The sequence below is a fragment of the Mesorhizobium sp. 131-2-1 genome (genome assembly GCF_016756535.1).
Taxonomy (GTDB): domain Bacteria; phylum Pseudomonadota; class Alphaproteobacteria; order Rhizobiales; family Rhizobiaceae; genus Mesorhizobium.
Window position 1 is genome coordinate 1,175,490 of record NZ_AP023247.1, and the last position, 24,355, is coordinate 1,199,844.

A 24,355-nucleotide genomic window follows, 5' to 3' on the forward strand; every position below is an offset into this window, starting at 1 on the left:
GCGTGAATGCTGGAGAAGAACCGCACCACCATCGAGCGAGAAGACGGCAAGCAGCCGGCGCCGCTGATCGCCATTGCCAGCGTCGTCGTGTCGATGGCGCTGATCGCCATCGGCAACGGGCTAATGTTCGCCTTCATCCCGGTGCGGCTCGGCGCCGACGGCTTCGATCCGACCTGGGCCGGGCTGATCGTCACCGGCCTTTCGGCCGGCGGGCTCGCCGGCTGCATCCTGACCGGCCCGCTGGTGCGCCGGGTCGGTCATGCGCGGGCATTCATGGTGCTTTCGGCGCTGATCGCGCTCTCCAACGCTGCGATCGGCGCAGGCCCGATCCCCCTCATCTGGATCGCGGCGCGGGCGCTCTACGGGTTCGCCATATGCGGCCTGTTCATCGTCGCCCAGAGCTGGCTCAACGATGCCGTGCCCAATGCCATACGCGGCCGCGTCATGGCGGTGTTCTACGTCGCCTATGTCGCGGGCCTCGGTGTCGGCTATGCGACGCTTGCCGCCATCGACATCCGGACGGCGGCCGCGCCGCTGATCGGCATCACCTTCACGGCGCTGTCGATCCTGCCGGTCGGCATGACCCGGCTTGCGCAGCCGCCACCGCCGCGGGCGGCATCCGTCGCGCTTGGCCGCGCCTGGCGGATCTCGCCGGTCGGCGTCGCCGGCATGCTCGCCGTCGGCGGCCTGTCGATGATCATCTCCGGTTTCGCGCCGATCCATGCCACCGCCAAGGGCTACGGCCAGGCGGATGTGGCGCTGCTGTTGTCGGCCATGCCGGTCGGCACGTTGATCCTGCAGATACCGCTCGGCTGGATTTCGGACCGGACCGACCGGCGCTATGTGCTGATCGGCGCGGCACTGCTTGCCCTCGTTGCCAGCTTGTTCGCCATCAGCTTCGATGGCGGGGCGCTGGCCGTTCTGCTCGTGGTCTACCTGATCTGGGACGGGGCGTCGGAATCGATCTATTCGCTGTCCAGCGCGCATGCCGCCGACCGCGCGGGCAAGGATGACCTGCTGGCCTTGTCGAGCTCGATGCTGTTTGCCTGGTCGCTGGCTGGGTTTGTCGTGCCGGGCATCGTGACGGCGCTTTCCGCGGTCTACGGCACCGGAGCCTTCATCTATGTCGGAATCTTCATTGCCTCGGCGTTCTGCCTGTTCGTCTTGTGGCGGGTGCTGGCGGCGCGGCCGGTGCCGCCGACCGCGACTGGCAGCTTCGCGCCGATGAGCGCGCAGGCGCCGCTGCCGGTGGAACTCTGCTTCGCACCGGACGAGCAGCGCCGCCCCGGCAATTAGCGTTGAGCCTGCGCCCGCTATTGCCTGGTCACGGACGGTTCCTGGCTCGGCGCTTCCGGCGGTGGCGCCGGGACCGAAATGCCTTCGGCGTCGAAGGCCTGCTTGGCGCGTTTGGTGAGATCGATCTGGGTGGCGAAGAAATCGGCGGCCGAGGTCCAGTAGCGCAGGCTGATGGCGACGCCGCTGTCGCCGACGGTGGAGACGAAGGCAATCGGCGCCGGCTCGCGTCTGGCGCGCCGTTCGGTGGCGGCGACGCCGAGCATCACCTTCTGCGCCAGGTCGATGTCGTTCCACGAGCCGATGGTCAGCGTGATGTCGCCGCGGCGCACACCGTTGCGCGTATAGTTGCGCACCGGCTGGTTCCACAATGTCGAATTGGGCGCCAGCACATAGACGCCGTCGACCGTCCGCAACCTGGTCGCGAACAGGCCGATCTCCTCGACCGTTCCGGAGATGGGGCCGACCTCGACATATTCGCCGATGCGGAAGGGTCTTAGCGCAAGCAGCATGATGCCGGCGGCGATGTTCTGCAGCGTGCCCTGCAGCGCCAGCCCGATGGCGAGGCCGATGGCGCCGATGGCGGCGATGATCGAGGCCGTCTGCACGCCGAACTGGCCGAGCACCATGATGACGACGAGGATCAGGATGGCGTAGCGGACGATCTTCGAGAAGAAGTGGCGCAGCGTCGCGTCGAAGCCGTGGATATGGCCGAGCCCGGCGAAGATGGAGCGCTCGGCAAGGCCGGCGACGACATAGCCGACGACCAGCAATATGACGGCGCCTATGGCGGAAAAGGAATAGGAGACGATCAGGCTGCTGAGCTGCGCAAGGCCAGCCTGCACGGTGAGGAGGGTGTCCTGGGGATCGATCGGCATGGTGGGAAATCCGGTTGGTGGGCGAGCCGATAACCCATGCGGACGCCATGGGTTCCCGACTTTTTTCCCGGCCAGCGGAACCAATCGGAGGAGGTCGCGTTTGCGGCGGCGCGGGTCGCCGTCTTGAAACTGCAACGGAACTCTGCCTATCTAAGTGGTGTCACCCTGATTTGGTGGGTGATTTGGTTGTTCTTGCTGCGAAAGGAAAGACACTGAGAACAGCACTGCGGAAGAAGGCCGACATCGTGCCTTCGCCGGCCGGGATCAGCGGAAACGACGCCGTGTCTCGCGCCATCAAGACAGTCCTTGCCAGTCTGGAAGACTCCAAGGCCGAAAACATCGTCTCAATCGACATTCAGGGGAAATCGAGCCTCGGCGACTACATGGTCGTCGCCTCGGGCCGATCGCACCGTCATGTCTCGGCTGTCGCCGATCACCTCCTCAAGGCGCTGAAAGATGCCGGCCTCGGCATGGCGCGCGTCGAGGGGCTGGCCGGCGCCGACTGGGTCCTGATCGATTCGGGCGACATCATCGTCCATGTCTTCCGTCCCGAAGTCCGCGAATTCTACAATCTCGAAAAGATGTGGCAGGCGCCGGACCTCGAGGAAGAGACCCTTCACTGAGCCGTATCTGCTTGGTGCGTGTCCCCAAATCCCTCGGTGACATGCATTAGCGGCTCTTCGAGGCAAGGATGAAGATCACCGTTCATGCCGTGGGCCGGATGAAAGCCGGCCCCGAGAGAGAACTCGCCGACCGCTATTTCGAGCGCTTCGCCAAGAGCGGCCCGGCGGTGGGGCTGGAATATGCCGGCCTTGTCGAGATTGCCGAAGGCCGCGCCCAGACCGCCAATGAGCGCCGGCGCGAGGAAGGCCAGAAGCTGCAGACGATGCTGCAGCAAGGCACGGCGCTGGTCCTGCTCGACGAGCGCGGCAAGAACTTCTCCTCCGAGGATTTCGCCGGCCGCCTCGGCCTGCTGCGTGACGGCGGCCGCAAGGCGCTGGTGATCGCCATCGGCGGCGCCGACGGCCACGACCAATCGCTGCGCGACCAGGCCGATCTGGTGCTGTCGTTCGGCGCGCTGACATGGCCGCATCAGCTGGTGCGGGTGATGCTGGGCGAACAGCTTTATCGCGCGGCCACCATCCTTTCCGGGCACCCCTACCATCGTTCATAAGGCGAAAGCTGTGGATCGGCGCGGGCCGCCCGGATTTTCGCCCCAATGAAGGGCAAGGCTGCTTGCGTCGCCGAACATGGTTGATGGTTCGTTAACGAAGCCGCAGATAGAGTCGACGCCTGATGTCTGAAGGCTGGAAATCGAAAACGAGCTCCTGGCGCGCGCGCTGTGGTTTGACCGCGGCCGCGATCGTGCTGTCACTGGGCCCGGTGATGGCCGAGAACACGCTCGACCTAGCGCCCGATCCCGACCAGAGCCGGGCCGAATATGAGCAGGTCTCGAAGGAGATCACCCTGTCTTCCGAGCGGCTGGCCAAGCTTGCCGCCGACATAGCGGCGGTCAAGAAGGATCATGCCTCGATCACCGCGGCGCTGATCCAGTCGGCGATGACGGAGCAGAAGCTCGGCCAGGACATCGAGGACATCGGCGCCAAGCTGGAAGGGCTGAAGGGGGAACAGCAGAAGATCCGCGCCTCGCTGGCGGCGCGGCGCGACGTGCTGGCCGAGGTGCTGGGAGCGTTGCAGCGCATGGGGCTCAATCCGCCTCCAGCGATCCTGGTCAAGCCGGAGGACGCGCTGTCGTCGGTGCGCAGCGCCATCCTGCTCGGCGCGGTGGTGCCGGAATTGCGCCAGCAGACCGAGGTGCTGCTTGCCGATCTCAAGGAGCAGACGCGGGTGACGGCCTCGATCGAGGCTGAGCGGGCACGGCTGACCACGGCTGTCGGCGAACAGACGGCCGAAAAGAAGCGGCTGACCATGCTGCTCGAGGCGAAGCAGAAGCTGCAGGCCGAGACCGAGACCGAGATCGCCGCCGAGAAACAGCGCTCGCAGGCACTGGCCGCCAAGGCGGGCAGCCTGAAGGAACTTATCGCCTCGCTGGAAGCCGACAAGACGCGCAAGGCGGCGGACCAGGCCAAGGCGGCCGAGCAAAAATCGGCCGATGCCGACCAGGCGGCGCCGAACGCGGCGCCGGCCTCGACGGAACTCGCTTCGCTGCCGGTGCCGGAAGGCAACCAGCTCACGGCCGCGGCGCCGTTCTCGGCGCTGCAGGGGCAGATCGCGCTGCCGGTCACCGGCAAGATCAAACGGCGCTTCGGCGCCGACGACGGTAACGGCGCGGTGATGCAGGGCGACATGGTTGCGACACAATCGGGAGCCATCGTCACCGCACCGGCGGATGGAAATGTGCTTTATGCGGGGCCGTTTCGCTCTTATGGTCAACTCTTGATCCTCAACGCCGGCGACGGGTATCATGTCGTCCTGGCTGGGATGAGCAGAATCAGTGTCGCGACTGGCCAGTCGGTGCTCGCAGGAGAACCGGTCGGCGCGATGGGAGAGGCCCGGGTGGCGAGCACCTCGGCCTCGCAGAATGGAAGTGCCACGCCGGAGCTCTACGTCGAGTTCCGCAAGGATGGGAAACCCGTCGATCCGACCCCATGGTGGGCGGACCGTTTTTCTGGAAGGACGTGAAATGATGCGGAAACTTTCGCTTCTGTTCGCCGGCGCGCTGATGGGCGCGTCAGCGATGAGCCTGGTCTACGGCGCGCCAGGCTCGACGGCGAACGCTGCGGGCTCCGAGACCTACAAGCAACTGGCGATCTTCGGCGACATTTTCGAGCGCGTGCGGGCACAGTATGTGACGCCGCCGGACGACAAGTCGCTGGTCGAGAACGCCATCAACGGCATGCTGGCCTCGCTTGATCCGCACTCGTCCTACATGAACGCCGAACAGGCGCAGGACATGCGCGTGCAGACCAAGGGCGAGTTCGGCGGCCTCGGCATCGAGGTCACCATGGAGAACGACCTGGTCAAGGTGATCACGCCGATCGACGACACGCCGGCCGCCAAGGCGGGTGTGCTGGCCGGCGACTACATCGCCAAGATCGATGGCGAGGAAGTGCGCGGCCTGACCCTGAACGACGCCGTCGAGAAGATGCGCGGTCCGGTCAACACGCCGATCAAGCTCACCATCCTGCGCCAGGGCGCCGACAAGCCGATCGAACTGACGGTGGTGCGCGACATCATCAAGGTCAAGGCGGTCAAGTTCCGGGTCGAGAACGACATCGGCTACATGAAGATCACCTCGTTCACCGAGAAGACCTATGACGATCTCGAGAACGCCATCGACAGCATCAAGAAGCAGGTGCCGGCCGACAAGCTCAAGGGCTACGTGCTCGACCTGCGCCTCAATCCGGGCGGTCTGCTCGACCAGGCGGTGAGCGTGTCGGACGCCTTCCTCGACCGTGGCGAGATCGTCTCGACGCGCGGCCGCGATCCGAAGGACGTCACCCGTTTCGACGCGAGGGCGGGCGACGACATCAACGGCAAGCCAATGATCGTGCTGGTCAATGGCGGCTCGGCGAGCGCATCCGAAATCGTCGCCGGCGCGCTGCAGGACCTGCGCCGCGCCACGGTGGTCGGCACGCAGTCCTTCGGCAAGGGCTCGGTGCAGACCATCATCCCGCTCGGCGAGAACGGCGCGCTCAGGCTGACGACGGCGCTCTATTACACGCCGTCCGGCAAGTCGATCCAGGGCAAGGGCATAACGCCCGACATCAAGGTCGAGCAGCCGCTGCCGCCGGACCTGCAGGGCAGGGATCTGACCCGCGGCGAATCGGATCTCAAGGGCCACATCAAGGGTGCAGACGAGGGCGCAACGGGCTCCGGCTCGGCCGCCTATGTGCCGCCGGATCCGAAGGACGATTTGCAGCTGATCTACGCCGAGCAGCTGCTGCGCGGCCAGAAGACCGATCCGTCCTTCCCGCCGAATCCGCAGAAGGCCGTGCTGAACCAGTAAGGATTCGGCGGACCAGACCAAGAGGTCTGGCCGGTGGATCGAAGCAATGCGATGCTGCCGGGACCGCGAGGTTCCGGCAGTTTGATTCGGGAGAACGCGGCTGGCGCGTCGCGCCCGAGGCGCGGTAGGCGCCGAAGCGGTTGGATTGCGCCGGTTTCCGGCAGGTGTTCCACCTGCCGGCGGCGTTTCGGGGTTGCGGCTTGGTGGACATCGGCAAGGACATCGAACGCCCGCTCGGGCAGACGCCGCGGCCGCAACGCGTTGCGTCGCGCGGCATCAGCAGCGGCACGGTCGCGGCGACGCTCGCCGTGCTTGCGGTGATCGGGGTCTCCGGCGCGATCGCCCTGCGCGAAAAACCGTTCCGCAAGCCGCAAGAGGTCGCGGTGTCGACGCCGAAGGTGACGCCGGCCCCGGCCGCGACGCCTGCGCCGGCCGTGGAGACGGCGACGGCGGCGCCCAAGGTCGAAACGCCCAAGGCCGGCGGGCCGCAGATCATCCATGTCCAGACCGAGGAAGGCGACGGTCCGCCCAAGGCGGCAATCGTCATCCGCGATCCGTCGTCGATCGGCCAGAACCTGAAAGTCGCGCATATCCCCGACAGGGCGCTGATCGAGGCCGGCGAGACCGGCCCGCTGCCGATCCGCGCCGCCGACGGCAGGCGGCCGTTCGACGTCTATGCGCGGCCCTGGTCGGGATCGCGCGGCGCGCGCGTGGCGATTGTCATCGGCGGGCTTGCCGTTTCGCAGACCGGCACGCAGGCGGCCATCGCCAAATTGCCGCCCGAGGTGACGCTGGGCTTCGCGCCGCAAGGCAACAGCATCGGCCGCTGGATGCAGGCGGCGCGGCAGAGCGGGCACGAGATCGTGATGCAGATCCCGCTCGAGCCGTTCGACTTTCCCAACGTCAATCCCGGCCGCAACACGCTGACGGTGGCGGCGAGCCCGGACGAAAACCTGAAGAGCCTGCATTGGGCGTTGTCGCGGACGACCAACTATACCGGCGTCATGAACTATATGGGCGCGCGGTTCTCGTCCGATCCGGCGGCGATGGCGCCGTTCATGGCCGAACTCGGCAAAAGGGGCCTCGCTTATGTCGATGACGGCTCGTCGGCGCGCAGCCTGGCGCCGGACCTGGCGCTGAAGGACGGCGTGCCCTTCGTTGCCGGCGACTCATCGATCGACGCGGTGCAGGAGCGCGGCGCGATCCTCAAGAAACTGGACGAGCTGGAAGCAACCGCACGGGCCAAGGGCACCGCCGTCGGCATCGGCTCGGCCTTCGACCTGACAGTCGACACCGTCTCGGCCTGGGTGGCCGAGGCGAAGAAGCGCGGTATCGAGATCGTGCCGATCTCGGCGGTAGCGATCGATCCGCAAAAAGGCTAGCAGCCGTCTTGATAATTATACTCCGGCGGGCATCTGGCGGCGTTTTCTGCGCTTCCGGTGCTCACGTACTTTAAGTACGCTCCGCTCCGGTTCTCGAAACCGCTCGCCACCTGCCTCGCCGGAGCGAATTCTCAAAACGGCTGGAAACCTTCATTTATGGCCAAAAAGATCGATCCTGAAACACTGCCCTATCGTCCCTGCGTCGGCCTGATGATCCTGAATGGCGACGGGCTGGTCTGGGTCGGCCATCGCATCGCCGAGCCGGACAGCGAGTTCTCCGGCACGACGCAACTCTGGCAGATGCCGCAGGGCGGCATCGACAAGGGCGAGGAGCCGCTCGAGGCGGCGGAGCGGGAGCTCTACGAGGAAACCGGCATGCGCTCGGTCTCGTTGCTCGCCGAGGCGCCGGACTGGATCAACTACGATCTGCCGGCGCATCTGGTCGGCGTCGCCTTCAAGGGACGCTATCGCGGCCAGACGCAGAAATGGTTCGCCTACCGCTTCCACGGAGACATCGGCGAAATCCAGATCAACCCGCCGCCGGGCGGCCACACAGCCGAGTTCGACAAATGGGCATGGCGGCCGATGCATGACCTGTCCGGGCTGATCGTGCCGTTCAAGCGCCGGGTCTATGAAGAGGTGGTGGCGGCGTTCCAGCATCTGGTGGCTTAGCGCGCGTTGCCGCCTCGACAGCCGCAGTCTCAGGTATCATCTTGCCAAAAACCGGTTCCCACTTTTCGGCGTCATGCTCTATTGATGATCGATGCAAATGGGGGCCGGCATGGACGACGCCGCCGAAAGGCCTATCCCGAACATGGAAGCTGCCGGACCGGCCAGCGCGGTTGAGGCCGGGGCGATCCTGACCATCGATCTCGGCGCCATCAGGGAGAACTACCGGCGGCTGAAGGCGCGGGCGGGCAGCGCCCGTTGCGCCGGCGTGGTCAAGGCCGACGGCTATGGGCTGGGCGCCGCGGCGGTGGCGGCGGCGCTGGCGGCGGAAGGCTGCACCAGCTTCTTCGTCGCCCTGCTCTCCGAAGGCATCGCGCTGCGCAAGGCGCTCGGGCGCGGGCCGGTGATCCATGTGCTGAACGGGCTGCCGCCGGGCTCGGAAAACGAGGCGGTCGAAGCCGGCCTTTGCGCCGTCATCAACAGCGCCGCGCAGCTCGAAGCCTGGAGCGAGGCCGGCCAACAGGCCGGCCGCAAGCTGCCGGCCGCAATCCAGGTCGACAGCGGCATGTCCAGGCTCGGCATGCCGCCGGCGGAGGTCGAAGAGCTGAGCCACACGCCGGATGCCTTCGACGGCATCGCACCCACTTTGGTCATGAGCCATCTCGCCTGCGCCGACGAGCCGGCGCATCCGGCCAACGAGCGGCAGTGGCTGGCGTTCGAGCGCTTGCGCAAGATGCTGCCCGAAGCGCCGGCCTCGCTGGCCAATTCCTCCGGCATCTTTCTCGGGCCGGCCTTCCATTTCGATCTCGTCCGCCCTGGCGCGGCGCTGTACGGCATCAATCCGACGCCGGCGGATCCGAACCCGATGCTGCCGGTGGTGCGGCTGCAGGCCAAGGTGGTACAGACGCGAAGCGTCGAGAAAGGGGCAGGCGTCGGCTACGGCCACACTTATCGCGCGCAGGATGCGCTCAGGCTGGCGACGATCTCGCTCGGCTATGCCGATGGCTGGCACCGGCGCGCCGTCTCCGCCGCCTGGTTCGAAAACGCGCGGCTGCCCTTCGTCGGACGGGTGTCGATGGATTCGATCATCCTCGACATTTCCGCCTTGCCGCCCGGCAGGCTCAGCGAAGGCGACCTGGTCGAACTGCTTGGTCCGTCACAGAGCGTCGACGACGCGGCCGGCCATGCCGGCACGATCGGCTACGAGATCCTGACCAGCCTCGGACCGCGCTTTCACCGGCGCTATGTGAACGACTGAAGCGCGTCGAGTTGAACGGCCGCATGCGACGCGCTTCAGGTTCTTGTCTTGATGCATGTCGTTCTCCCAAAACCGCTGCGCACTTTTGGGCGACATGCATAGCGTTTTCGGGATCGTCGCCTGGCGCAACCCCTTGGCGGACGCCGCAAAATCCGGCAGACAGGGGGCGACGACCCCGGCCTGCGCATGACCCCGAAATTGGATCGATCCTGGCAAAGGATCATGCGCCACATGACAGTGAGAGCCCTGACGAGACGTCGTCGTGGAGAGCGATGCGATGAAGATCTTCGTGCTGGGCGGCGGCGTGATCGGGGTCACCACCGCCTACTTCCTTGCCGAGGCCGGCCACGAAGTGACGGTGTTCGATCGCCAGAAAGGTCCGGCGCTGGAAACCAGCTTCGCCAATGCCGGCGAGGTCTCGCCAGGCTATGCCTCGCCCTGGGCCGGCCCGGGCATCCCGCTGAAGGCGATCAAATGGCTGTTGATGAAGCACGGTCCGCTGGTGGTGCGGCCGGCCTTCGATCCGCATATGTGGACGTGGCTTTTGAAGATGCTGCGCAACTGCACGGCCGAGCGCTATGCGCTCAACAAGTCGCGCATGGTGCCGCTTGCCGAATACAGCCGCGATACGCTGAAGGCGCTGCGCCAGACGACCGGCATCGCCTATGACGAGCGGTCCAAGGGCACGCTGCAGCTTTTCCGTACGCAAAAGCAGCTCGACGGCACAGGCGGCGACGTCGAGGTGCTGAAGAAATACGGCGTTCCCTATGAAGTCCTCGATCCCGAGGGCTGCATCGCGGCGGAGCCGGCGCTGGCCGGCGTGCGCGGAAAATTCGTCGGCGGCCTCAGGCTGCCGGGCGACGAAACCGGCGACTGCAAGATGTTCACCGACCGGCTGGCGGAGCTCTGCGTGGCGCGCGGCGTCACCTTCGAATACGACACCGTGATCAGGCGCATCATCCGCAGCCGCAACCGCGTGCACAATATCCACACCACCAAGGGCTGGAAGGCGGCGGATGCCTATGTGATGGCGATGGGCAGCTATTCGGCGCAGGCGATGCGCTGGGTGAAACGGCCGATCCCGGTCTATCCGGTCAAGGGCTATTCGATCACCGTGCCGATCAAGGATGCCGATGCCGCGCCCGTCTCGACGGTGATGGACGAGACCTACAAGGTGGCGATCACCAGGCTCGGCGACCGCATCCGCGTCGGCGGCACGGCGGAGATTTCCGGCTTCGATATGAGGCTGCACGAATCGCGCCGGCGCACGCTGGAGCATTCGGTCGGCGATCTCTTCCCCGATGGCAGCGACCTCAAGGCGGCGACCTTCTGGTGCGGCTTGCGGCCGATGACGCCGGACGGCCCGCCGCTGGTCGGCCGCAGCGAACTGTCCAACCTCTATCTCAACACCGGCCACGGCACGCTCGGCTGGACCATGGCCTGCGGCTCGGCCAAGGTGCTGGCCGACATCATCTCCAGCCGTGTGCCGGAGATCAACGCGCGCGACCTCGGGCCGGAGCGGTATTTGAAGTAGCGCACCCGTCAAAACGCCTGCTTCACCGAGCCCTGGCTGAACAGCAGCCTGTAGGCCCAGGGGATCGTCACAATGGTGGCGACCGGGTTCGAATGCGCGAGATAGTCCTCATAGACCGGCCTCATCCTGGCGTAGAAAGCGGGGTCGAGAACGGTCATGCCGTTCTCCGAGTCGTGGAAGAAGCTGCGGTTGTTGAGGTTGACCGACGAGATCGTCACCAGCCTCTCATCGATCATCATGATCTTGGAGTGCAGCACCACGTCAGGCGCCTTGAATTCGCGGATGTCGATGCGGTCGCCATACTTTTCGACGAACAGCTTGTTGAGCGCGGTGAGGAACTTGCCGCCGATGTCGCCCTTGAGATCGATCCGGCCGACAATGTCGATCTTGACGCCTCTTGCCAGCGCCCGGTCGAAGGCCAGGGCAAGTTTCGGCGTCAGATTGAGATAGGGATTGACGATCTCGATATGGTGCTCGGCGGTGTCGATCAAGTCGACGAAGTAGCTCTCCAGCGCGTGGCCGTCCTCGTAGGGCACGGAAATGAAGTGCCGGGCCACGCCTTGCGGGCGCCGGCCGCTGGCGCGGACCGGAATGGAGAACGGCCGCGAAATGTTGGTGTCGGCATCGCGCAGCCATACGGTCGACAGATGCGCGGCGAGCGTCTCGACCGTCGCCGGATCGGCGAACTCGATGTCGAAGTCGCTCCAGTTCGAATAGTAGTTCAGCGAGAAGCCGTCGGTCTTGCCGTATTGCTGCAGGTCCGGATAACGCGACAGGTCGACCGGGCTGTGGAACAGGAAGCCGTCATGGATGTTGCGGCCGCCGATGATGACCCTCGAACGGCCGGGATCCTCGGCCAGCGTCGCCAGCATCTTGACGTGATGGGTCTTGTGCAACTGTGAGATCTGCTCGTCGATCGGCGCGCCATGGTCGGCTCGCCAACGGTATTCCTGAAGCTGGACATTGGGGAATTCGGCCGCCAGCCGGTGCAGCAGGGCGTCGTCCTTCTCGCGCTCCAGCACATCGGTGACCAGGATGCGCACCTTGGTGCCCAAGGCGGCATGGTGGCGGACCAGCCGCTCCATTACGCGGCCGGAAAAGTCGGCCTTGAACTCCAGCGAGGACAGATAGATCAGCCTGAGTTTCGGCGCATGGGAGAAATCGAGCGGCAGTTCGGGATCGGCCTTGTCGAAGGCGCTGTCGGAAAGCCTCGCGCCCAGCAAGGCCTCGACCTTGGCATTGAAGCCGTCGCGCGACTTGCGCAGCAGGAGCGGCTTGTCGAGCGGCAGCGCGCAAGTCTGCGACAGCCAGCGGCCGGCGTAGAAGACGCGGTCAAGCTCCTCCAGTCCCGAGGGATCGGGCACCGGACAGCGGTCGTAGCGGCTGTCGAGCGCGGCGATCCACGGGTCGGCAACCTCCTCGCGCAGGATGGTCAGCGGCGCGCCGGCCGGCGCGGGGTCGGAGCGGACGCGCAGGTCGCAGCGGGTCAGCGCCTCGCCGGGAAACAGGCTCACGGATGTTTCGGCCGCCGGCAGGCTGAGATGGAACGCCGACCCCGCCGCAATGGTGCTCGATCGTCCCGCGGCGCGGATTGCCAGCGGCCCGTCGCAGGTGCCACCTATGTCGAGCGGCTTCAGACCGGTCTGGCGAAGCACGATCTCGACCGAGCGCGCCTCCAGCCCGGAAAAGCTGTATGTCCTGGGCCCGGAGGGCGGGGCGGCGGCATCAAGATAGAGCGTCTGGCGCGACATGCGCCAGCGCCCGGTGAAATGACCCTCGCCGGGTTTGCCGCCTGCCGGCGCCGGTTCGGCCGTGTCGAGCGGTTTCGCCAGCCGCTGCAGCGCCCGGTAGGTCGCCTGGAAACGGCTGTTGTGGATATCGCGCCAGTCACGGCCGAAACGGCCGGTGCCGTTCGTTCGGTCGAGCGCGTCGAGCCGACTCTGGGCGAGCAGCGCCTGGAACCGTTTCTCGTAGGCGCCGTTGCCGTCATTCCCGAAATAGTGCGCGGTCGCGATCTCGGCGCCGGTGGCGTCGGCGGAGACCGGCGGCCGGTCGCAGGCGTGGTCGCCCGGAAAGAAAGCACAGGCGGAGCGGCCGGGCATGCCGGCGCAGCCGGCCATTGCCGCGAGCGCCAACCAGAGCAGGGCCAGGCATGCGAGATTGCGACGCGTCACCCTGTCGCCCCGTTCATGGCCTTGAGCTGGGTGGGATCGCGCGGCGGCATGAAACCCTGCGGGAAGACCTTGCAGACGGGAACGGCGAATGTGGCGATCAGCAGCTCGGCCTCGTTGCGCATCGCCCTCGGTGCGGTCTTGTCATCGCGGATCGCCCGCGCCGAGGCGACAAGAGCGCCGTCGCAGTCGCAATGGTTGCGGCGGGCGATGTAGCAGGCGTCGTGGACCTGGCACGCGGCGTCGAGCCGGTCGACCGGCCGCAGCGACAGGTCGCCGGAGCGGGTGCCCGGCCCGCAATAATTGCCGATGACCAAAGGCGAGGGGCGGGCCATCGCAGAGCGGATCGGCTTCGGCAGCTCGGCCTCCGGCACTTTCGTCCACGGGTTGGCGCAAGCAGAGAGGCAGGCCAGCGGCAGGATGGCAAGAACGGCTCGCATTTTCTCCGCGCCAGCTTTCCGAAAGAAGTCCCCGCCCCGGCGTTACAGCCGCTCGATCAGCTGATGCCACACTCGCCGATTTTGTGGCAAGCGCAAGGCAAGCGATTCAGACGAAAAGACCGCGTTCCCGCTCCACCGCCCTGGTGATGAAGTTGGCGACGATCTGCACCCGACGCAGCGGCCTTACCGATTCGTGGTAGACCAGCCAGTAGGCGCGGCGGATCGGCGCGACGATGTCGACGGGAACCAGTTCCGGCATCGAGCGGGCGACGAATGTGTGCAGGATGCCGATGCCGGCGCCCGAGCGCACCGCCTCGGCCTGGCCGAGCGCCGAAGAGATGGCGAAGCTGGTGCGCCAGTCGGCACTGAACTCGGCGGCATAGTCGAGCGACGGGCTGACGATGAGGTCCGGCACGTAGCCGATCAGCGTGTGTCGGTCGAGTTCGGCCGGCGTCGCCGGCAGGCCGTTGGCTTCGGCATAAGCGCGCGAGGCGAACAGGCCGAGCGTGTAGTCGACCAGCTTGCCGGCCACCAGCCGGCCCTCGGTCGGGCGCTCGACGGTGATGGCGATGTCGGCCTCGCGCCTGGACAGCGAGAAGGAGCGCGGCACCGGCACCAGCTGGATGGTGAGCTCGCGGTGAAGGGCGGTCAGTTCTCCCAGCCGTTTCGCCAGGAAGGCGACGCCAAAGCCGTCGGGGGCGCCGATGCGCACCGTGCCCGAGATATCGTCGCCTTCGCCGGCGATGGTCGAGCGTGCGGCGATCATGTCGCTCTCCATGCGCTCGGCGATGTCGAGGAAGCGCTCGCCGGCTGGCGTCAGCTCGCTGCCGGTGGTCAGGCGGCGGAAGAGTTTTGTGCGCAGCGCCTCCTCGAGCGCGGCGATGCGGCGCGAGACGGTGGCGTGGTTGAGCTCCAGGCGCTTCGCCGCGCCGAGGATCTGGCCGGCGCGCGCCACGGCGAGGAAGATGCGGACGTCATCCCAGTTCATGGGGGTGTGAAGGAACGCAACCGTCAGTCCTTTCTCCAATCAGCAGCAACTCGCCATTTGCGACAATTAATGCACAGCTCTCCATCGTTGTCTATTTTTCGCACAACGGTTGCGTTCTCGCTCGCGTTGCCTTCGCCCCGGCAAAGGCGGACAATGCGCCATCATCAAAACACAGGGAGAGAAACCATGATCGACTACGGTCATTTCATCGGCGGCAAGCATGTCGCCGGGACCAGCGGCCGCAAGCAGGACGTGATGCAGCCGATGGACGGCTCCGTCCGCGGCACGGTGGCGCTGGCTTCGCAGGCAGAATTGCGCGCCGCCGTCGAGAACGCCAAGGCGGCGCAGCCCAAGTGGGCTGCCACCAACCCGCAGCGCCGCGTGCGCGTGCTGATGAAGTTCCTCGAACTGGTCGCCCGCGACTATGACGAACTGGCCGACATCCTGGCGCGCGAGCATGGCAAGACCATCGCCGACGCCAAGGGCGACATCCAGCGCGGCCTCGAAGTGGTCGAAGTCTGCATCGGCGCGCCGCACATGATGAAGGGCGAGTTCACCGACGGCGCCGGCCCCGGCATCGACGTCTACTCGATGCGCCAGCCGCTCGGCGTCGTCGCCGGCATCACGCCGTTCAATTTCCCGGCGATGATCCCGCTGTGGAAGATCGCGCCGGCCATCGCCTGCGGCAATGCCTTCATCCTGAAGCCTTCCGAGCGCGATCCGGGCGTGCCGATCCGCATTGCCGAACTGTTCATCGAGGCCGGCCTGCCTGCCGGCATCCTCAATGTCGTCAACGGCGACAAGGAAGTGGTCGACGCGATCCTCGACGATCCGGACATCAAGGCCGTCGGTTTCGTCGGCTCGACGCCGATCGCCCACTACATCTATTCGCGCGGCACCGCGGCCGGCAAGCGCGTGCAGTGCTTCGGCGGCGCCAAGAACCACATGATCATCATGCCCGACGCCGACATGGACCAGACCGTCGACGCGCTGATCGGCGCCGGCTACGGTTCGGCCGGCGAGCGCTGCATGGCGATCTCGGTTGCGGTTCCGGTCGGCAACGACACTGCCAACCGGCTGATGGAAAAGCTCATACCGCGCGTCGAAAGCCTCAAGGTCGGCCCGTCGACGGACTCGTCGGCCGATTTCGGCCCGCTGGTGACGGCGCAGGCGCTCGAGCGCGTCAAGGGCTATGTCGATATCGGCGTCAAGGAAGGCGCCAAGCTCGTCGTCGACGGCCGCGGCTTCACCATGCAGGGCTACGAGAACGGCTACTATATGGGCGGCTGCCTGTTCGACAACGTCACCGCCGACATGCGCATCTACAAGGAAGAGATCTTCGGGCCGGTGCTCTCGGTGGTGCGTGCGCCGACCTATGAGAACGCCATCAAGCTCGCCAACGATCACGAGATGGGCAATGGCGTCGCCATCTTTACCCGCGACGGCGACGCCGCGCGTGACTTCGCCTCGCGTGTTCAGGTCGGCATGGTCGGCGTCAACGTGCCGATCCCGGTGCCGATCGCCTACTACACCTTCGGTGGCTGGAAGGCGTCGTCCTTCGGCGACCTCAACCAGCATGGCCCGGATGCGTTCCGCTTCTACACCAAGACCAAGACGGTCACTTCGCGCTGGCCGTCCGGCATCAAGGACGGCGCCGAGTTCGTCATCCCGACGATGAACTGACCGGACGGTTCCCAGTTTGCGCGTCCTCGCCGCGATGCGGCTGCGGGCGCGCGGCGGGCATCAAGGACGGTGCGGAATTCGTCATCCCGACGATGAACTAAGCCGAGAAAAACCAACGGAGAAAGCGCGGCGCAAACCGCGCTTTTTTCCATGGAGCTTCACCTCTTCCATGCTCGGACAAACTTGTCGCCTTGGTCTCCCACGAAGGGGAGCGTAACTCGAGGCGCATGATTTCCGTCGCGGCACGCCACCAGGGCATCTGCGCGTCCTGAGAAATCCACTGCTGTGTGATGGAACCAACAGACCATCATTCGCCTTAGGCTGTATTCCTGCCAAGCGCAGGCCAATCAACAGCGCCGGTAGCTGCCGGGGTTCTTGTCCGGCGCGAGGAGGTGTCGGATGACACGACGTCTTGTGGCAACGATGGGCATTGCTGCAGCCATGATATCGGCTGCAGCCGGCCAGGCGAATGCAGCCGGGCAATGCGCGGCGCGGACCGATATCGTCAAGGCGCTGGGCGAGAAGTTTCACGAAAGCGAGACCGCGCGCGGCCTGGTCAACCCCAGCGTTATCCTCGAGGTCTTCGTTTCCGAACAGGGCACCTGGACCATCCTGGCCACCGACACCCACGGGCTGAGCTGCGTTATTTCGGCCGGGGAGGGCTGGGACCGTACAACGCAAGTGGCGGCACTGCCGGGTACCTGAACGCGCTTCTCCTTGATCAGCGTATCCCGCGTTGGATCGGCGAGCGCCTGATGAGGCGCCCGCTTGCGCTTTGCCGTTACCGTCACCATATATGGAACATAATGGGAACATCCAGAAGTTCCCATTGATGGCAGACCGGAACGCAGAAAGGAACGACGCGATGATGACGTCGGAACCGGCCTGGGTGGCTCCGGCAAAATGAGGCTGTCTCCTTTTGCCGGGACGCGTTGGCAAAAGGAGGTGCCCCATGGCACGCAAGTCCTTTTTGGGTTGGGCGAGAAACCTGGTTCTCGCCGGTGCGCTGGCGATGGGCACGAACAGCGCGGGCGCTCAATACCAATACTGTGTCAAGCATAGCGCTCTGGTTGCCCATCTCAGCGAGAATTTCCAGGAACGGCAGTTTGCTTTCGGGTTGATCGGCCAGGTCGCTATTATGGAAGTGTTCGTCGGCCAGAGCGGAACCTGGACCATCTTCGTCACCGACGTCGACGGCACGAGCTGCATCATCGCGGCCGGCAACAATTGGGAAAGCGTGGCTGCGCCGGCCGGTCATGACGCGCGATACTGAGATCGCTCAACGCGTGGCGGCCGTCTCGGCATGGCCGCGCAGCAGTGCCATCAGGCGCTTGGCATCCTTGGCGGCGGCTTCCTCATCGCCGGCGAGGATCGAGCGGATCAGCGCGACGTGGTGCTCAGCCGATTCGGCGAGTCCTGTATCCGACTTGTAGCGAAACCAGAAACGTCGGCTGTGCGTCTGCAGGGGCGCCGCCACCCGCGCCGCGAAGGGGTTGTCGGCAGCCAGCGCCAGTGCCTCGTCGAGCGCCTTGTCGGCCTGGATGAAGGCCAGAACATTGCCCGAGATGACCGCTTTCTGCATAGCGAGGGCGGCTTCATGGAACAGGTCCGCCGCCTCGCGGGTGACGAAGCGGGCGGCCGAACGGGCCAGCACCACCTCGACGCCACGCCTCGCATCGATCACGCGCAACCAGGCACCGGGATGAAGCGGCGCAATCGCGATGCCGGCGCGAGGGCGGACGTCGAGCAGACCCTCCCAGGCCAGGCGCTGGATCGCCTCGCGCACCGGCGTGCGGCCGAGCCCGAGGCGCTCGATCAGCGCGCCCTCGGTGACGAAGCTTGCCGGCGCCAGTTCGAGCGTGACGATCATATGCTCGAGCGCGCGATAGGCCTTCGCCGCCGCCGGCTCGAAACGAGATATATCTTCCAACAGCGCCATCCCGCCTCCTGATATATTTTCCATATATCATAGCAGATTCCGCATTGACAGTCGGTTTCCTGATAGATATATCACTGATATATCAGATTGGAGGTGTTGCCATGTGGACCGGAATTTTCCCCGCCGTCACGACCAAATTCACCGAGGACGACCGTCTCGATCATGCCGAGATGGAGCGCTGCTACGCGCTGCAGATGGAGGCCGGCTGCGACGGCATCATCGTCTGCGGCTCGCTCGGCGAGGGACCGATGCTGTCGCATGACGAGAAGATCGAGGTGCTGAAGACGGCGCAGAAGGTCGCCGGAGGCAAGCCGGTGCTGCTCACCGTCAACGAAGCCGGCACCCGCGAGGCGGCAAGCATCGCGCGCCGCGCCGCGCAGGCCGGGGCCAGCGGATTGATGGTGGTTCCGAGCCCGATCTACCATACCGACCCGCGAGAGACGGTCGCCGCGTTGCGCGCCGTGGCGGAGGCCGGCGACCTGCCGGTCATGATCTACTCCAACCGGCTGGCCTACCGCGTCGACGTCACGGTCGACCTGATGGAGGAACTGGCGTCCGACGCGCGGTTCGTCGCCATCAAGGAATCCTCCGACGACATCCGCCGCTCGACCGAGATCATCAACCGGTTCGGCGACCGCTACGATCTGTTCACCGGCGTCGACAATCTTGCCTTCGAGGCGCTGTCGGTCGGCGCCATCGGCTGGGTGGCGGGGCTGGTCACCGCCTTCCCGCGCGAGACGGTGGCGATCTACCAGCTGATGAAGCAGGGCCGGCGCGGGGAGGCGCTGGAGATCTATCGCTGGTTCCGGCCGCTGCTCGACCTCGACGTCTCGACCTATCTGGTCCAAAACATCAAGCTTGCTGAAGTGCTGGCGATCGATACCAATGACCGCGTTCGCATGCCGCGCCAGCCGCTGTCGGGCGAGCGCCGCAAGGCGGTGGAAAAGATCGTCCGGGATGCGCTGGCGGTGCGGCCGAAACTGCCGTCATTGCAGAATTCTCCTCGATCGGCGGAGAAGTTGGCCGCGGCCGAATAAGGGAACAGCATTCGCGTGCAAGGAAATTCAGGATTGGCAGATGCAGGGCGCCGCCCTTCCCGCGAACGGCGGGAAGGGGAAGAAGACATTGCCATCATCGGCGGCGGCATCATCGGCATCTGCGCCGCCACCTATCTCGCCGAAGCCGGGCGAAACGTCACGATCTTCGATCGCACGGGCATCTGCGAGGAGACGAGCTCCGGCAATGCCGCCGCCTTCGCCTTCTCCGACGTGCTGCCGCTGGCGCACAAGGGCATGATCCGGCAATTGCCGAAATGGCTCGCCGACCCGCTTGGGCCGCTCAGCATTCCTCCGGCCTATCTGCCCAGGCTGCTGCCCTGGCTGATCCGCTTCTGGCGCGCCGGGGCGGCAAGGAACTTCGAGGCGGGCCTCGCCGCCCAGGCCGGCATGATGAAGCTCGCCGAGGCCGAATGGATGGGGCTACTCGACCGCTCCGGCACCAGGCGGATGCTGCGCGAGGACGGCTCGCTGGAGTTCTACGAGAGCGAGACGGAGTTCCGCGCCTCGCTGCCGGGCTGGGCGGAGCGCGAACGTTTCGGCATCGGTTTCCGCCATGTCGAGGGCGAGGAGATGGCTACTCTGCAGCCAGGCCTCTCGCCACGCTTCGTCAAGGGTACCTTCGTGCCAAGCTGGAAGACCGTCGCCGATCCCAAGCTGCTCGGCAAGGCGGTCTGGGCCCATGCGGAACGGCTCGGCGCCCGCTTCGAGCACGCACGCGTCGACCGGGTCGAGGCCGGCGCGGATGGGGCGACGATCGTGCTTGCCGATGGCACGACCAGGAAGGCCAACCACCTCGTCATCGCCGCCGGCGCATGGTCGCATCTGTTGGCCAGGGAGGTCGGCGAGCGAATCCCGCTTGAGACCGAGCGCGGCTACAACACGACACTGCCGAAGACCGCCTTCGACGTGAAGCGGCAGCTGATCTTCTCCGGGCACGGTTTCGTCATCACGCCGCTTGAAACAGGCTTGCGCGTCGGCGGCGCCGTCGAGCTCGGCGGGCTCGACCGGCCGCCGAACTTCGCGCGCTCAAAGGCCATGCTGGAGAAGGCGAAGGCCTTCCTGCCGGGGCTGGACCCGACGGGCGGCCGCGAATGGATGGGCTATCGCCCGTCGCTGCCGGATTCGCTGCCCGTCATTGGCCGGGCGCGCGCGCCGAACACATACTACGCATTCGGCCACGGCCATCTCGGCCTGACCCAGGCAGCCGCCACCGGACGCTTGATCCGCGATCTCGTTCTCGGGCAGACTCCGCCGCTTGATCCAACCCCATTCCGCCCGCAGCGGTTCTGACATCCAGGTAGCAGCATCATGGCCAAAAAATCCTTCTTCTGCATCGACGGCCACACTTGCGGCAATCCGGTGAGGCTGGTCGCCGGCGGCGGACCGCTGCTCCAGGGTTCATCCATGATGGAGCGGCGCGCCCATTTCCTCGCCGAATACGACTGGATCCGCACCGGGCTGATGTTCGAGCCGCGCGGCCATGACGTGATGTCGGGCTCGATCCTCTATCCGCCGACGCGCGAGGACTGCGACATCGCCATCCTGTTCATCGAGACCTCCGGCTGCCTGCCGATGTGCGGCCACGGCACGATCGGCACCGTGACGATGGCGATCGAGCATGGGCTGATCAAGCCGAAGACGCCGGGCGTGCTGAGGTTGGACACGCCGGCTGGCCTGGTCGTCGCGGAGTACAAGCAGGTCGGCGAGTATGTCGAAGAGGTGCGCATCACCAACGTGCCGTCCTTCCTCTACGCGGAAGGCCTGACGGTCGAATGTCCGGTGCTCGGCGAGATCAGCGTCGACGTCGCCTATGGCGGCAATTTCTATGCCATCGTCGAGCCGCAGGCGAACTACCGCGATATGGCCGACCATTCGGCCGGCGACCTCATCGCCTGGAGCCCGGTGGTGCGCCAGCGGCTCAATGAGAAATACTCCTTCGTGCATCCCGAGAACCCTGGCATCAACCGGCTGTCGCACATGCTTTGGACCGGCAAGCCGACAAATCCGGAAGCCGATGCGCGCAACGCCGTCTTCTACGGCGACAAGGCCATCGACCGCTCGCCTTGCGGCACCGGCACCTCGGCGCGCATGGTGCAGCTGCACGCCAAGGGCAAGCTCAAGGCCGGCGACAGCTTTGTCCACGAATCGATCATCGGCTCGCTGTTCAAGGGTAAGGTCGAAAAGGAGGTCGTCGTGGCCGGCAAGCCGGCGATCATCCCCTCAATCGGCGGCTGGGCGCGGATGACCGGATTGAACACCATCTTCATCGACGACCGCGATCCGTTCGCGCATGGCTTCGTGGTCACGTGAGGCTGTCGCCGGTCGAGAGCGTCAACCGGCCTCGTCGCCAGTCGAGACCTGATCGCGGAACCAGTCGGCAAAGGTGATTTCGGCGGCCGAGGGCTGCGCCGACATCGTCAGATAGTAGCCTTTGTCCTTGTCGGTTGCGATGTCGGAGACGACCACGAGATCGCCGCGCCGCAGCTCCTCGCGAAAGACCTCGATCGGGCAAAGGGCGACGCCGTGGCCGGCGATGACGGCCGTCGCCAAAATGTTGAAATCGGCGAAGACGGGCCCGTTGCCGACATCGGCCCCGGCCATGCCGGCTTGCGAGAACCATTCGCGCCAGCCTTGACGGGTTTCGTCATGCAAAAGCTCCGCCGCCGCAATGTCCACCGGCGAGGCGAGCCGGCCCTTGCGCGCCAGATAGTGAGGGCTGCAGGCGGGCCGGCTCATGCGGGAAAAGAGCTTGAGGCTGGTGGCCTTGGGGGATGGGTCCGCGCCGAGCGTGATCAGGATGTCGTTGTCATCGTCCTCGAGCCGGTCTTCGGCCTTTGCATAGGCGACGCGGATCGCAATCCCGGGGTGACGCGCGGTAAAATCCGGCAGGCGCGGCACCAGCCACCGGCTGGCAATGGAGGGGATGCAGCCCACCGACAGCGATGCGACGGCAGCGTTCCGTCGAATGCGCCGGCATGCGGCCGCAAGATCGGAGAGCGCCGCGTTCGCCGACGCCTGCAGGGCGAGGCCGGCATCGGTCAGCCGCACCTTGCGGGCATCCCTGTGGAACAAGGGCACGCCGAGCCATTCCTCCAGCCGCCTGATCTGATGGCTGATCGCCGGATGGGTCACATGCAGCTCCTCGCCGGCGGCCGAGAAGCTGAGATGGCGCGCGGCGGCCTCAAAAGCGCGGATCGCGTTCAGCGGCAGATAGTCCATCTATAAATTTTTCTAATGTGTCCGACGAAAATCCGTCATTTGAAACCCGGCTCGGGTCGCGACATGCTGAAGCCCGTTTCGAAACCTGATGCGAAAATAGCAGCCAAAACAAAGCGAAGCCAGAGCAATCCGCTGTCGTCGCCGTTCCTCGCCTTTCATAGAGAGAGATGCCATGTTCACCAGGCAATTATCCGATGTAGAAAAAACTGACTTCTTTGTCGATTGGGGCAACGGCACCAGCCACCGGCTGCTGACCCAGCGGGACGGCATGGGATTCACCGTCTGTCATACCATCGTGCGGGCAGGCAGCGAATCGCGCCTGCAATACCGACGGCATCTCGAAGCCTGCTATTGCATCTCCGGCAGCGGCGAAGTCGAGGACATGTCCGGCGCCATCCATCGCATCGAGCCCGGGAACCATCTACGTGCTCGACGCCCATGACGACCACTATCTGCGCGCCGACGGCGCCGGCGACATGGTGCTGGTCAGCGTCTTCAATCCGCCGCTCAACGGCACCGAACGGCACAGTCTGAGTGGCGACGGCGGCTCCGCCTACTGAAGATTCGCGCTGCCGCCATCCTGCTGGGCTTTCACGTACCGCCTCGCCGTCATACAGGCGTCACACAAGAAGAATCCCGACCCGGCGGAAAGCGTGGGAGCGCAAAACGGGTCACCTTCGCCGGCGCAAGAAATCTTCTCATCACCTAATTTTGACGGTGATTTCTTCGAAACGACGCGCATCATGCGGCTGAATCGTCAAAGACATTGCGTTATGCCAATGTTAGGGTCCGCGATAGTCCAGAGGCCGGGTGCAAAAAACGGGCAATCGAACGGCGTGCTTCCAAAACACGCGAGGCGGTTGAAAAAATCACGTTGCAATCCGGGCTCGAAACTTTACGACTAGGGGAAATACGAAAAGGAATGCGACCGGGAACCGGGCGACATTCCAGGGGAGCCACGGCAGTATGCAATACTTTGTCCAGCAGCTTATAAACGGGCTGACGCTGGGATCGATCTATGGGCTGATCGCAATCGGCTACACGATGGTCTACGGCATCATCGGCATGATCAATTTCGCCCATGGCGACATTTTCATGGTCGGGGCCTTCACCGCCCTCATCGTCTTCCTCATCCTCGGCGCGCTGTTCTATTCCGTGCCGATCGTCATCGCCCTGCTAATCATGATGATCGTGGCGATGCTGCTCACCAGCCTCTACAACTGGACGATCGAAAAGGTGGCCTACCGGCCGCTGCGCGGTTCGTTCCGGCTGGCGCCGCTGATCACCGCCATCGGCATGTCGATCGCGCTGTCCAATTTCGTCCAGGTGACGCAGGGCCCGCGCAACAAGCCGGTGCCGCCGATGGTATCCCAGGTCTACACGATCAGTGGCGTCAGCGTGTCGCTGAAGCAGATCATCATCGTGCTGGTCACCGCGATCCTGCTGGCGATCTTCTGGTATCTGGTCAACAGGACAGCGCTTGGTCGAGCGCAGCGCGCCTGCGAGCAGGACCGCAAGATGGCGGCGCTGCTCGGCATTGACGTCGACCGTACCATTTCGATCACCTTCATCATGGGCGCAGCCCTTGCCGCCGTCGCCGGCACGCTGTTCCTGATGTACTACGGCGTGGTGGTGTTCTCGGACGGCTTCACGCCCGGCGTGAAGGCCTTCACCGCCGCCGTGCTCGGCGGCATCGGCTCACTGCCCGGTGCCGTGCTCGGCGGGTTGTTGATCGGCTTCATCGAGAGCATGTGGTCGGCCTATTTCTCCATCGACTACAAGGACGTCGCCGCCTTCTCCATCCTGGCGATCGTGCTGATCTTCCTGCCTTCCGGCATCCTGGGCCGGCCAGAAGTCGAAAAGGTCTGAGTTC

The 24,355-nt window shown here is 65.3% G+C and carries 22 protein-coding genes and 1 pseudogene; 17 read left to right on the forward strand and 6 right to left on the reverse strand.

The genetic code is table 11. From position 1 onward, the window contains the following. Window positions 1-6: 6 nt before the first annotated feature. Window positions 7-1,296, forward strand: coding sequence for an MFS transporter (locus tag JG743_RS05725; RefSeq protein WP_202298861.1), 1,290 nt, complete (start codon window positions 7-9; stop codon window positions 1,294-1,296). Between the two features lie 17 nt (window positions 1,297-1,313). Here the strand turns inward: JG743_RS05725 and JG743_RS05730 are convergent, their stop codons facing one another. Beyond that, the gene (locus tag JG743_RS05730) at window positions 1,314-2,171 is read right to left on the reverse strand and encodes a mechanosensitive ion channel family protein (protein WP_202298862.1); all 858 of its coding nucleotides are present in this window, start codon (window positions 2,169-2,171) and stop codon (window positions 1,314-1,316) included. A gap of 245 nt (window positions 2,172-2,416) precedes the next feature. On the opposite strand from JG743_RS05730, the gene rsfS reads away from it, so the two are divergent. The 8 genes from rsfS to JG743_RS05770 all read left to right on the forward strand — a co-directional run bounded on the left by rsfS (window position 2,417) and on the right by JG743_RS05770 (window position 10,984). Beyond that, window positions 2,417-2,794, forward strand: coding sequence for a ribosome silencing factor (rsfS, locus tag JG743_RS05735; RefSeq protein WP_126059326.1), 378 nt, complete (start codon window positions 2,417-2,419; stop codon window positions 2,792-2,794). Window positions 2,795-2,862: 68 nt separating this feature from the next. Beyond that, complete coding sequence (rlmH, locus tag JG743_RS05740; RefSeq protein WP_202298863.1) at window positions 2,863-3,345, forward strand: 23S rRNA (pseudouridine(1915)-N(3))-methyltransferase RlmH; 483 nt, start codon at window positions 2,863-2,865, stop codon at window positions 3,343-3,345. A gap of 122 nt (window positions 3,346-3,467) precedes the next feature. Next, window positions 3,468-4,814 (forward strand): murein hydrolase activator EnvC family protein, encoded by a 1,347-nt coding sequence (locus JG743_RS05745; RefSeq protein WP_202298864.1) that lies wholly within the window; start codon window positions 3,468-3,470, stop codon window positions 4,812-4,814. Between the two features lies 1 nt (window position 4,815). After that, window positions 4,816-6,141 carry a S41 family peptidase gene (locus tag JG743_RS05750; protein WP_202298865.1) on the forward strand — a complete coding sequence of 442 codons (1,326 nt, stop codon included), beginning with the start codon at window positions 4,816-4,818 and terminating at the stop codon, window positions 6,139-6,141. 200 nt (window positions 6,142-6,341) lie between these two features. Next, on the forward strand, window positions 6,342-7,523 hold the full coding sequence (locus JG743_RS05755; RefSeq protein WP_202298866.1) for a divergent polysaccharide deacetylase family protein: 1,182 nt from the start codon (window positions 6,342-6,344) through the stop codon (window positions 7,521-7,523). A gap of 156 nt (window positions 7,524-7,679) precedes the next feature. After that, window positions 7,680-8,195: an RNA pyrophosphohydrolase gene (locus JG743_RS05760; RefSeq protein ID WP_202298867.1), complete on the forward strand. Its 516-nt coding sequence runs from the start codon at window positions 7,680-7,682 to the stop codon at window positions 8,193-8,195. Window positions 8,196-8,304: 109 nt separating this feature from the next. Next, window positions 8,305-9,450 carry an alanine racemase gene (gene alr / locus JG743_RS05765; RefSeq protein ID WP_202298868.1) on the forward strand — a complete coding sequence of 382 codons (1,146 nt, stop codon included), beginning with the start codon at window positions 8,305-8,307 and terminating at the stop codon, window positions 9,448-9,450. Window positions 9,451-9,727: 277 nt separating this feature from the next. After that, window positions 9,728-10,984: a D-amino acid dehydrogenase gene (locus tag JG743_RS05770; RefSeq protein WP_202298869.1), complete on the forward strand. Its 1,257-nt coding sequence runs from the start codon at window positions 9,728-9,730 to the stop codon at window positions 10,982-10,984. 8 nt (window positions 10,985-10,992) lie between these two features. On the opposite strand, the gene JG743_RS05775 is transcribed toward JG743_RS05770, so the two are convergent. The 3 genes from JG743_RS05775 to JG743_RS05785 all read right to left on the reverse strand — a co-directional run bounded on the left by JG743_RS05775 (window position 10,993) and on the right by JG743_RS05785 (window position 14,583). Then, window positions 10,993-13,104, reverse strand: coding sequence for a phospholipase D-like domain-containing protein (locus tag JG743_RS05775; RefSeq protein ID WP_202302452.1), 2,112 nt, complete (start codon window positions 13,102-13,104; stop codon window positions 10,993-10,995). A gap of 50 nt (window positions 13,105-13,154) precedes the next feature. Next, window positions 13,155-13,595: a hypothetical protein gene (locus JG743_RS05780; RefSeq protein ID WP_202298870.1), complete on the reverse strand. Its 441-nt coding sequence runs from the start codon at window positions 13,593-13,595 to the stop codon at window positions 13,155-13,157. Between the two features lie 106 nt (window positions 13,596-13,701). Then, window positions 13,702-14,583, reverse strand: a complete 882-nt coding sequence (locus JG743_RS05785) for a LysR family transcriptional regulator (RefSeq protein WP_202298871.1) — start codon at window positions 14,581-14,583, stop codon at window positions 13,702-13,704. Between the two features lie 186 nt (window positions 14,584-14,769). On the opposite strand from JG743_RS05785, the gene JG743_RS05790 reads away from it, so the two are divergent. The 3 genes from JG743_RS05790 to JG743_RS05800 all read left to right on the forward strand — a co-directional run bounded on the left by JG743_RS05790 (window position 14,770) and on the right by JG743_RS05800 (window position 17,539). Then, window positions 14,770-16,266, forward strand: coding sequence for a CoA-acylating methylmalonate-semialdehyde dehydrogenase (locus tag JG743_RS05790; protein WP_202298872.1), 1,497 nt, complete (start codon window positions 14,770-14,772; stop codon window positions 16,264-16,266). A gap of 399 nt (window positions 16,267-16,665) precedes the next feature. Further along, window positions 16,666-16,971 carry a hypothetical protein gene (locus JG743_RS05795; protein ID WP_202298873.1) on the forward strand — a complete coding sequence of 102 codons (306 nt, stop codon included), beginning with the start codon at window positions 16,666-16,668 and terminating at the stop codon, window positions 16,969-16,971. A gap of 247 nt (window positions 16,972-17,218) precedes the next feature. After that, complete coding sequence (locus JG743_RS05800; RefSeq protein ID WP_202298874.1) at window positions 17,219-17,539, forward strand: hypothetical protein; 321 nt, start codon at window positions 17,219-17,221, stop codon at window positions 17,537-17,539. A 6-nt stretch (window positions 17,540-17,545) separates the two neighbouring features. Here JG743_RS05800 and JG743_RS05805 read toward each other — a convergent pair whose 3' ends face one another. Then, entirely contained in the window at window positions 17,546-18,205 is a 660-nt protein-coding gene (locus JG743_RS05805; protein ID WP_202298875.1) for a GntR family transcriptional regulator, read from the reverse strand. 101 nt (window positions 18,206-18,306) lie between these two features. On the opposite strand from JG743_RS05805, the gene JG743_RS05810 reads away from it, so the two are divergent. From JG743_RS05810 to JG743_RS05820, 3 genes are read left to right on the forward strand one after another with little or no spacing between them, the layout of a single operon-like run. After that, window positions 18,307-19,242, forward strand: coding sequence for a dihydrodipicolinate synthase family protein (locus tag JG743_RS05810; protein WP_202298876.1), 936 nt, complete (start codon window positions 18,307-18,309; stop codon window positions 19,240-19,242). 33 nt (window positions 19,243-19,275) lie between these two features. Next, complete coding sequence (locus JG743_RS05815; RefSeq protein ID WP_244673069.1) at window positions 19,276-20,553, forward strand: NAD(P)/FAD-dependent oxidoreductase; 1,278 nt, start codon at window positions 19,276-19,278, stop codon at window positions 20,551-20,553. 18 nt (window positions 20,554-20,571) lie between these two features. Next, a complete protein-coding gene (locus tag JG743_RS05820) occupies window positions 20,572-21,573 on the forward strand; it encodes a 4-hydroxyproline epimerase (RefSeq protein WP_202298878.1) in 1,002 nt (333 codons plus the stop codon). Window positions 21,574-21,594: 21 nt separating this feature from the next. Here JG743_RS05820 and JG743_RS05825 read toward each other — a convergent pair whose 3' ends face one another. Then, window positions 21,595-22,482: a LysR substrate-binding domain-containing protein gene (locus tag JG743_RS05825; protein ID WP_202298879.1), complete on the reverse strand. Its 888-nt coding sequence runs from the start codon at window positions 22,480-22,482 to the stop codon at window positions 21,595-21,597. Window positions 22,483-22,654: 172 nt separating this feature from the next. Between JG743_RS05825 and JG743_RS05830 the strand changes: the two are divergent. Both JG743_RS05830 and JG743_RS05835 read left to right on the forward strand, forming a co-directional pair. Further along, window positions 22,655-23,042, forward strand: a pseudogene (locus JG743_RS05830) (ectoine synthase). Window positions 23,043-23,448: 406 nt separating this feature from the next. After that, window positions 23,449-24,351: a branched-chain amino acid ABC transporter permease gene (locus tag JG743_RS05835; protein ID WP_202298880.1), complete on the forward strand. Its 903-nt coding sequence runs from the start codon at window positions 23,449-23,451 to the stop codon at window positions 24,349-24,351. The last annotated feature ends 4 nt before the right edge of the window (window positions 24,352-24,355 follow it).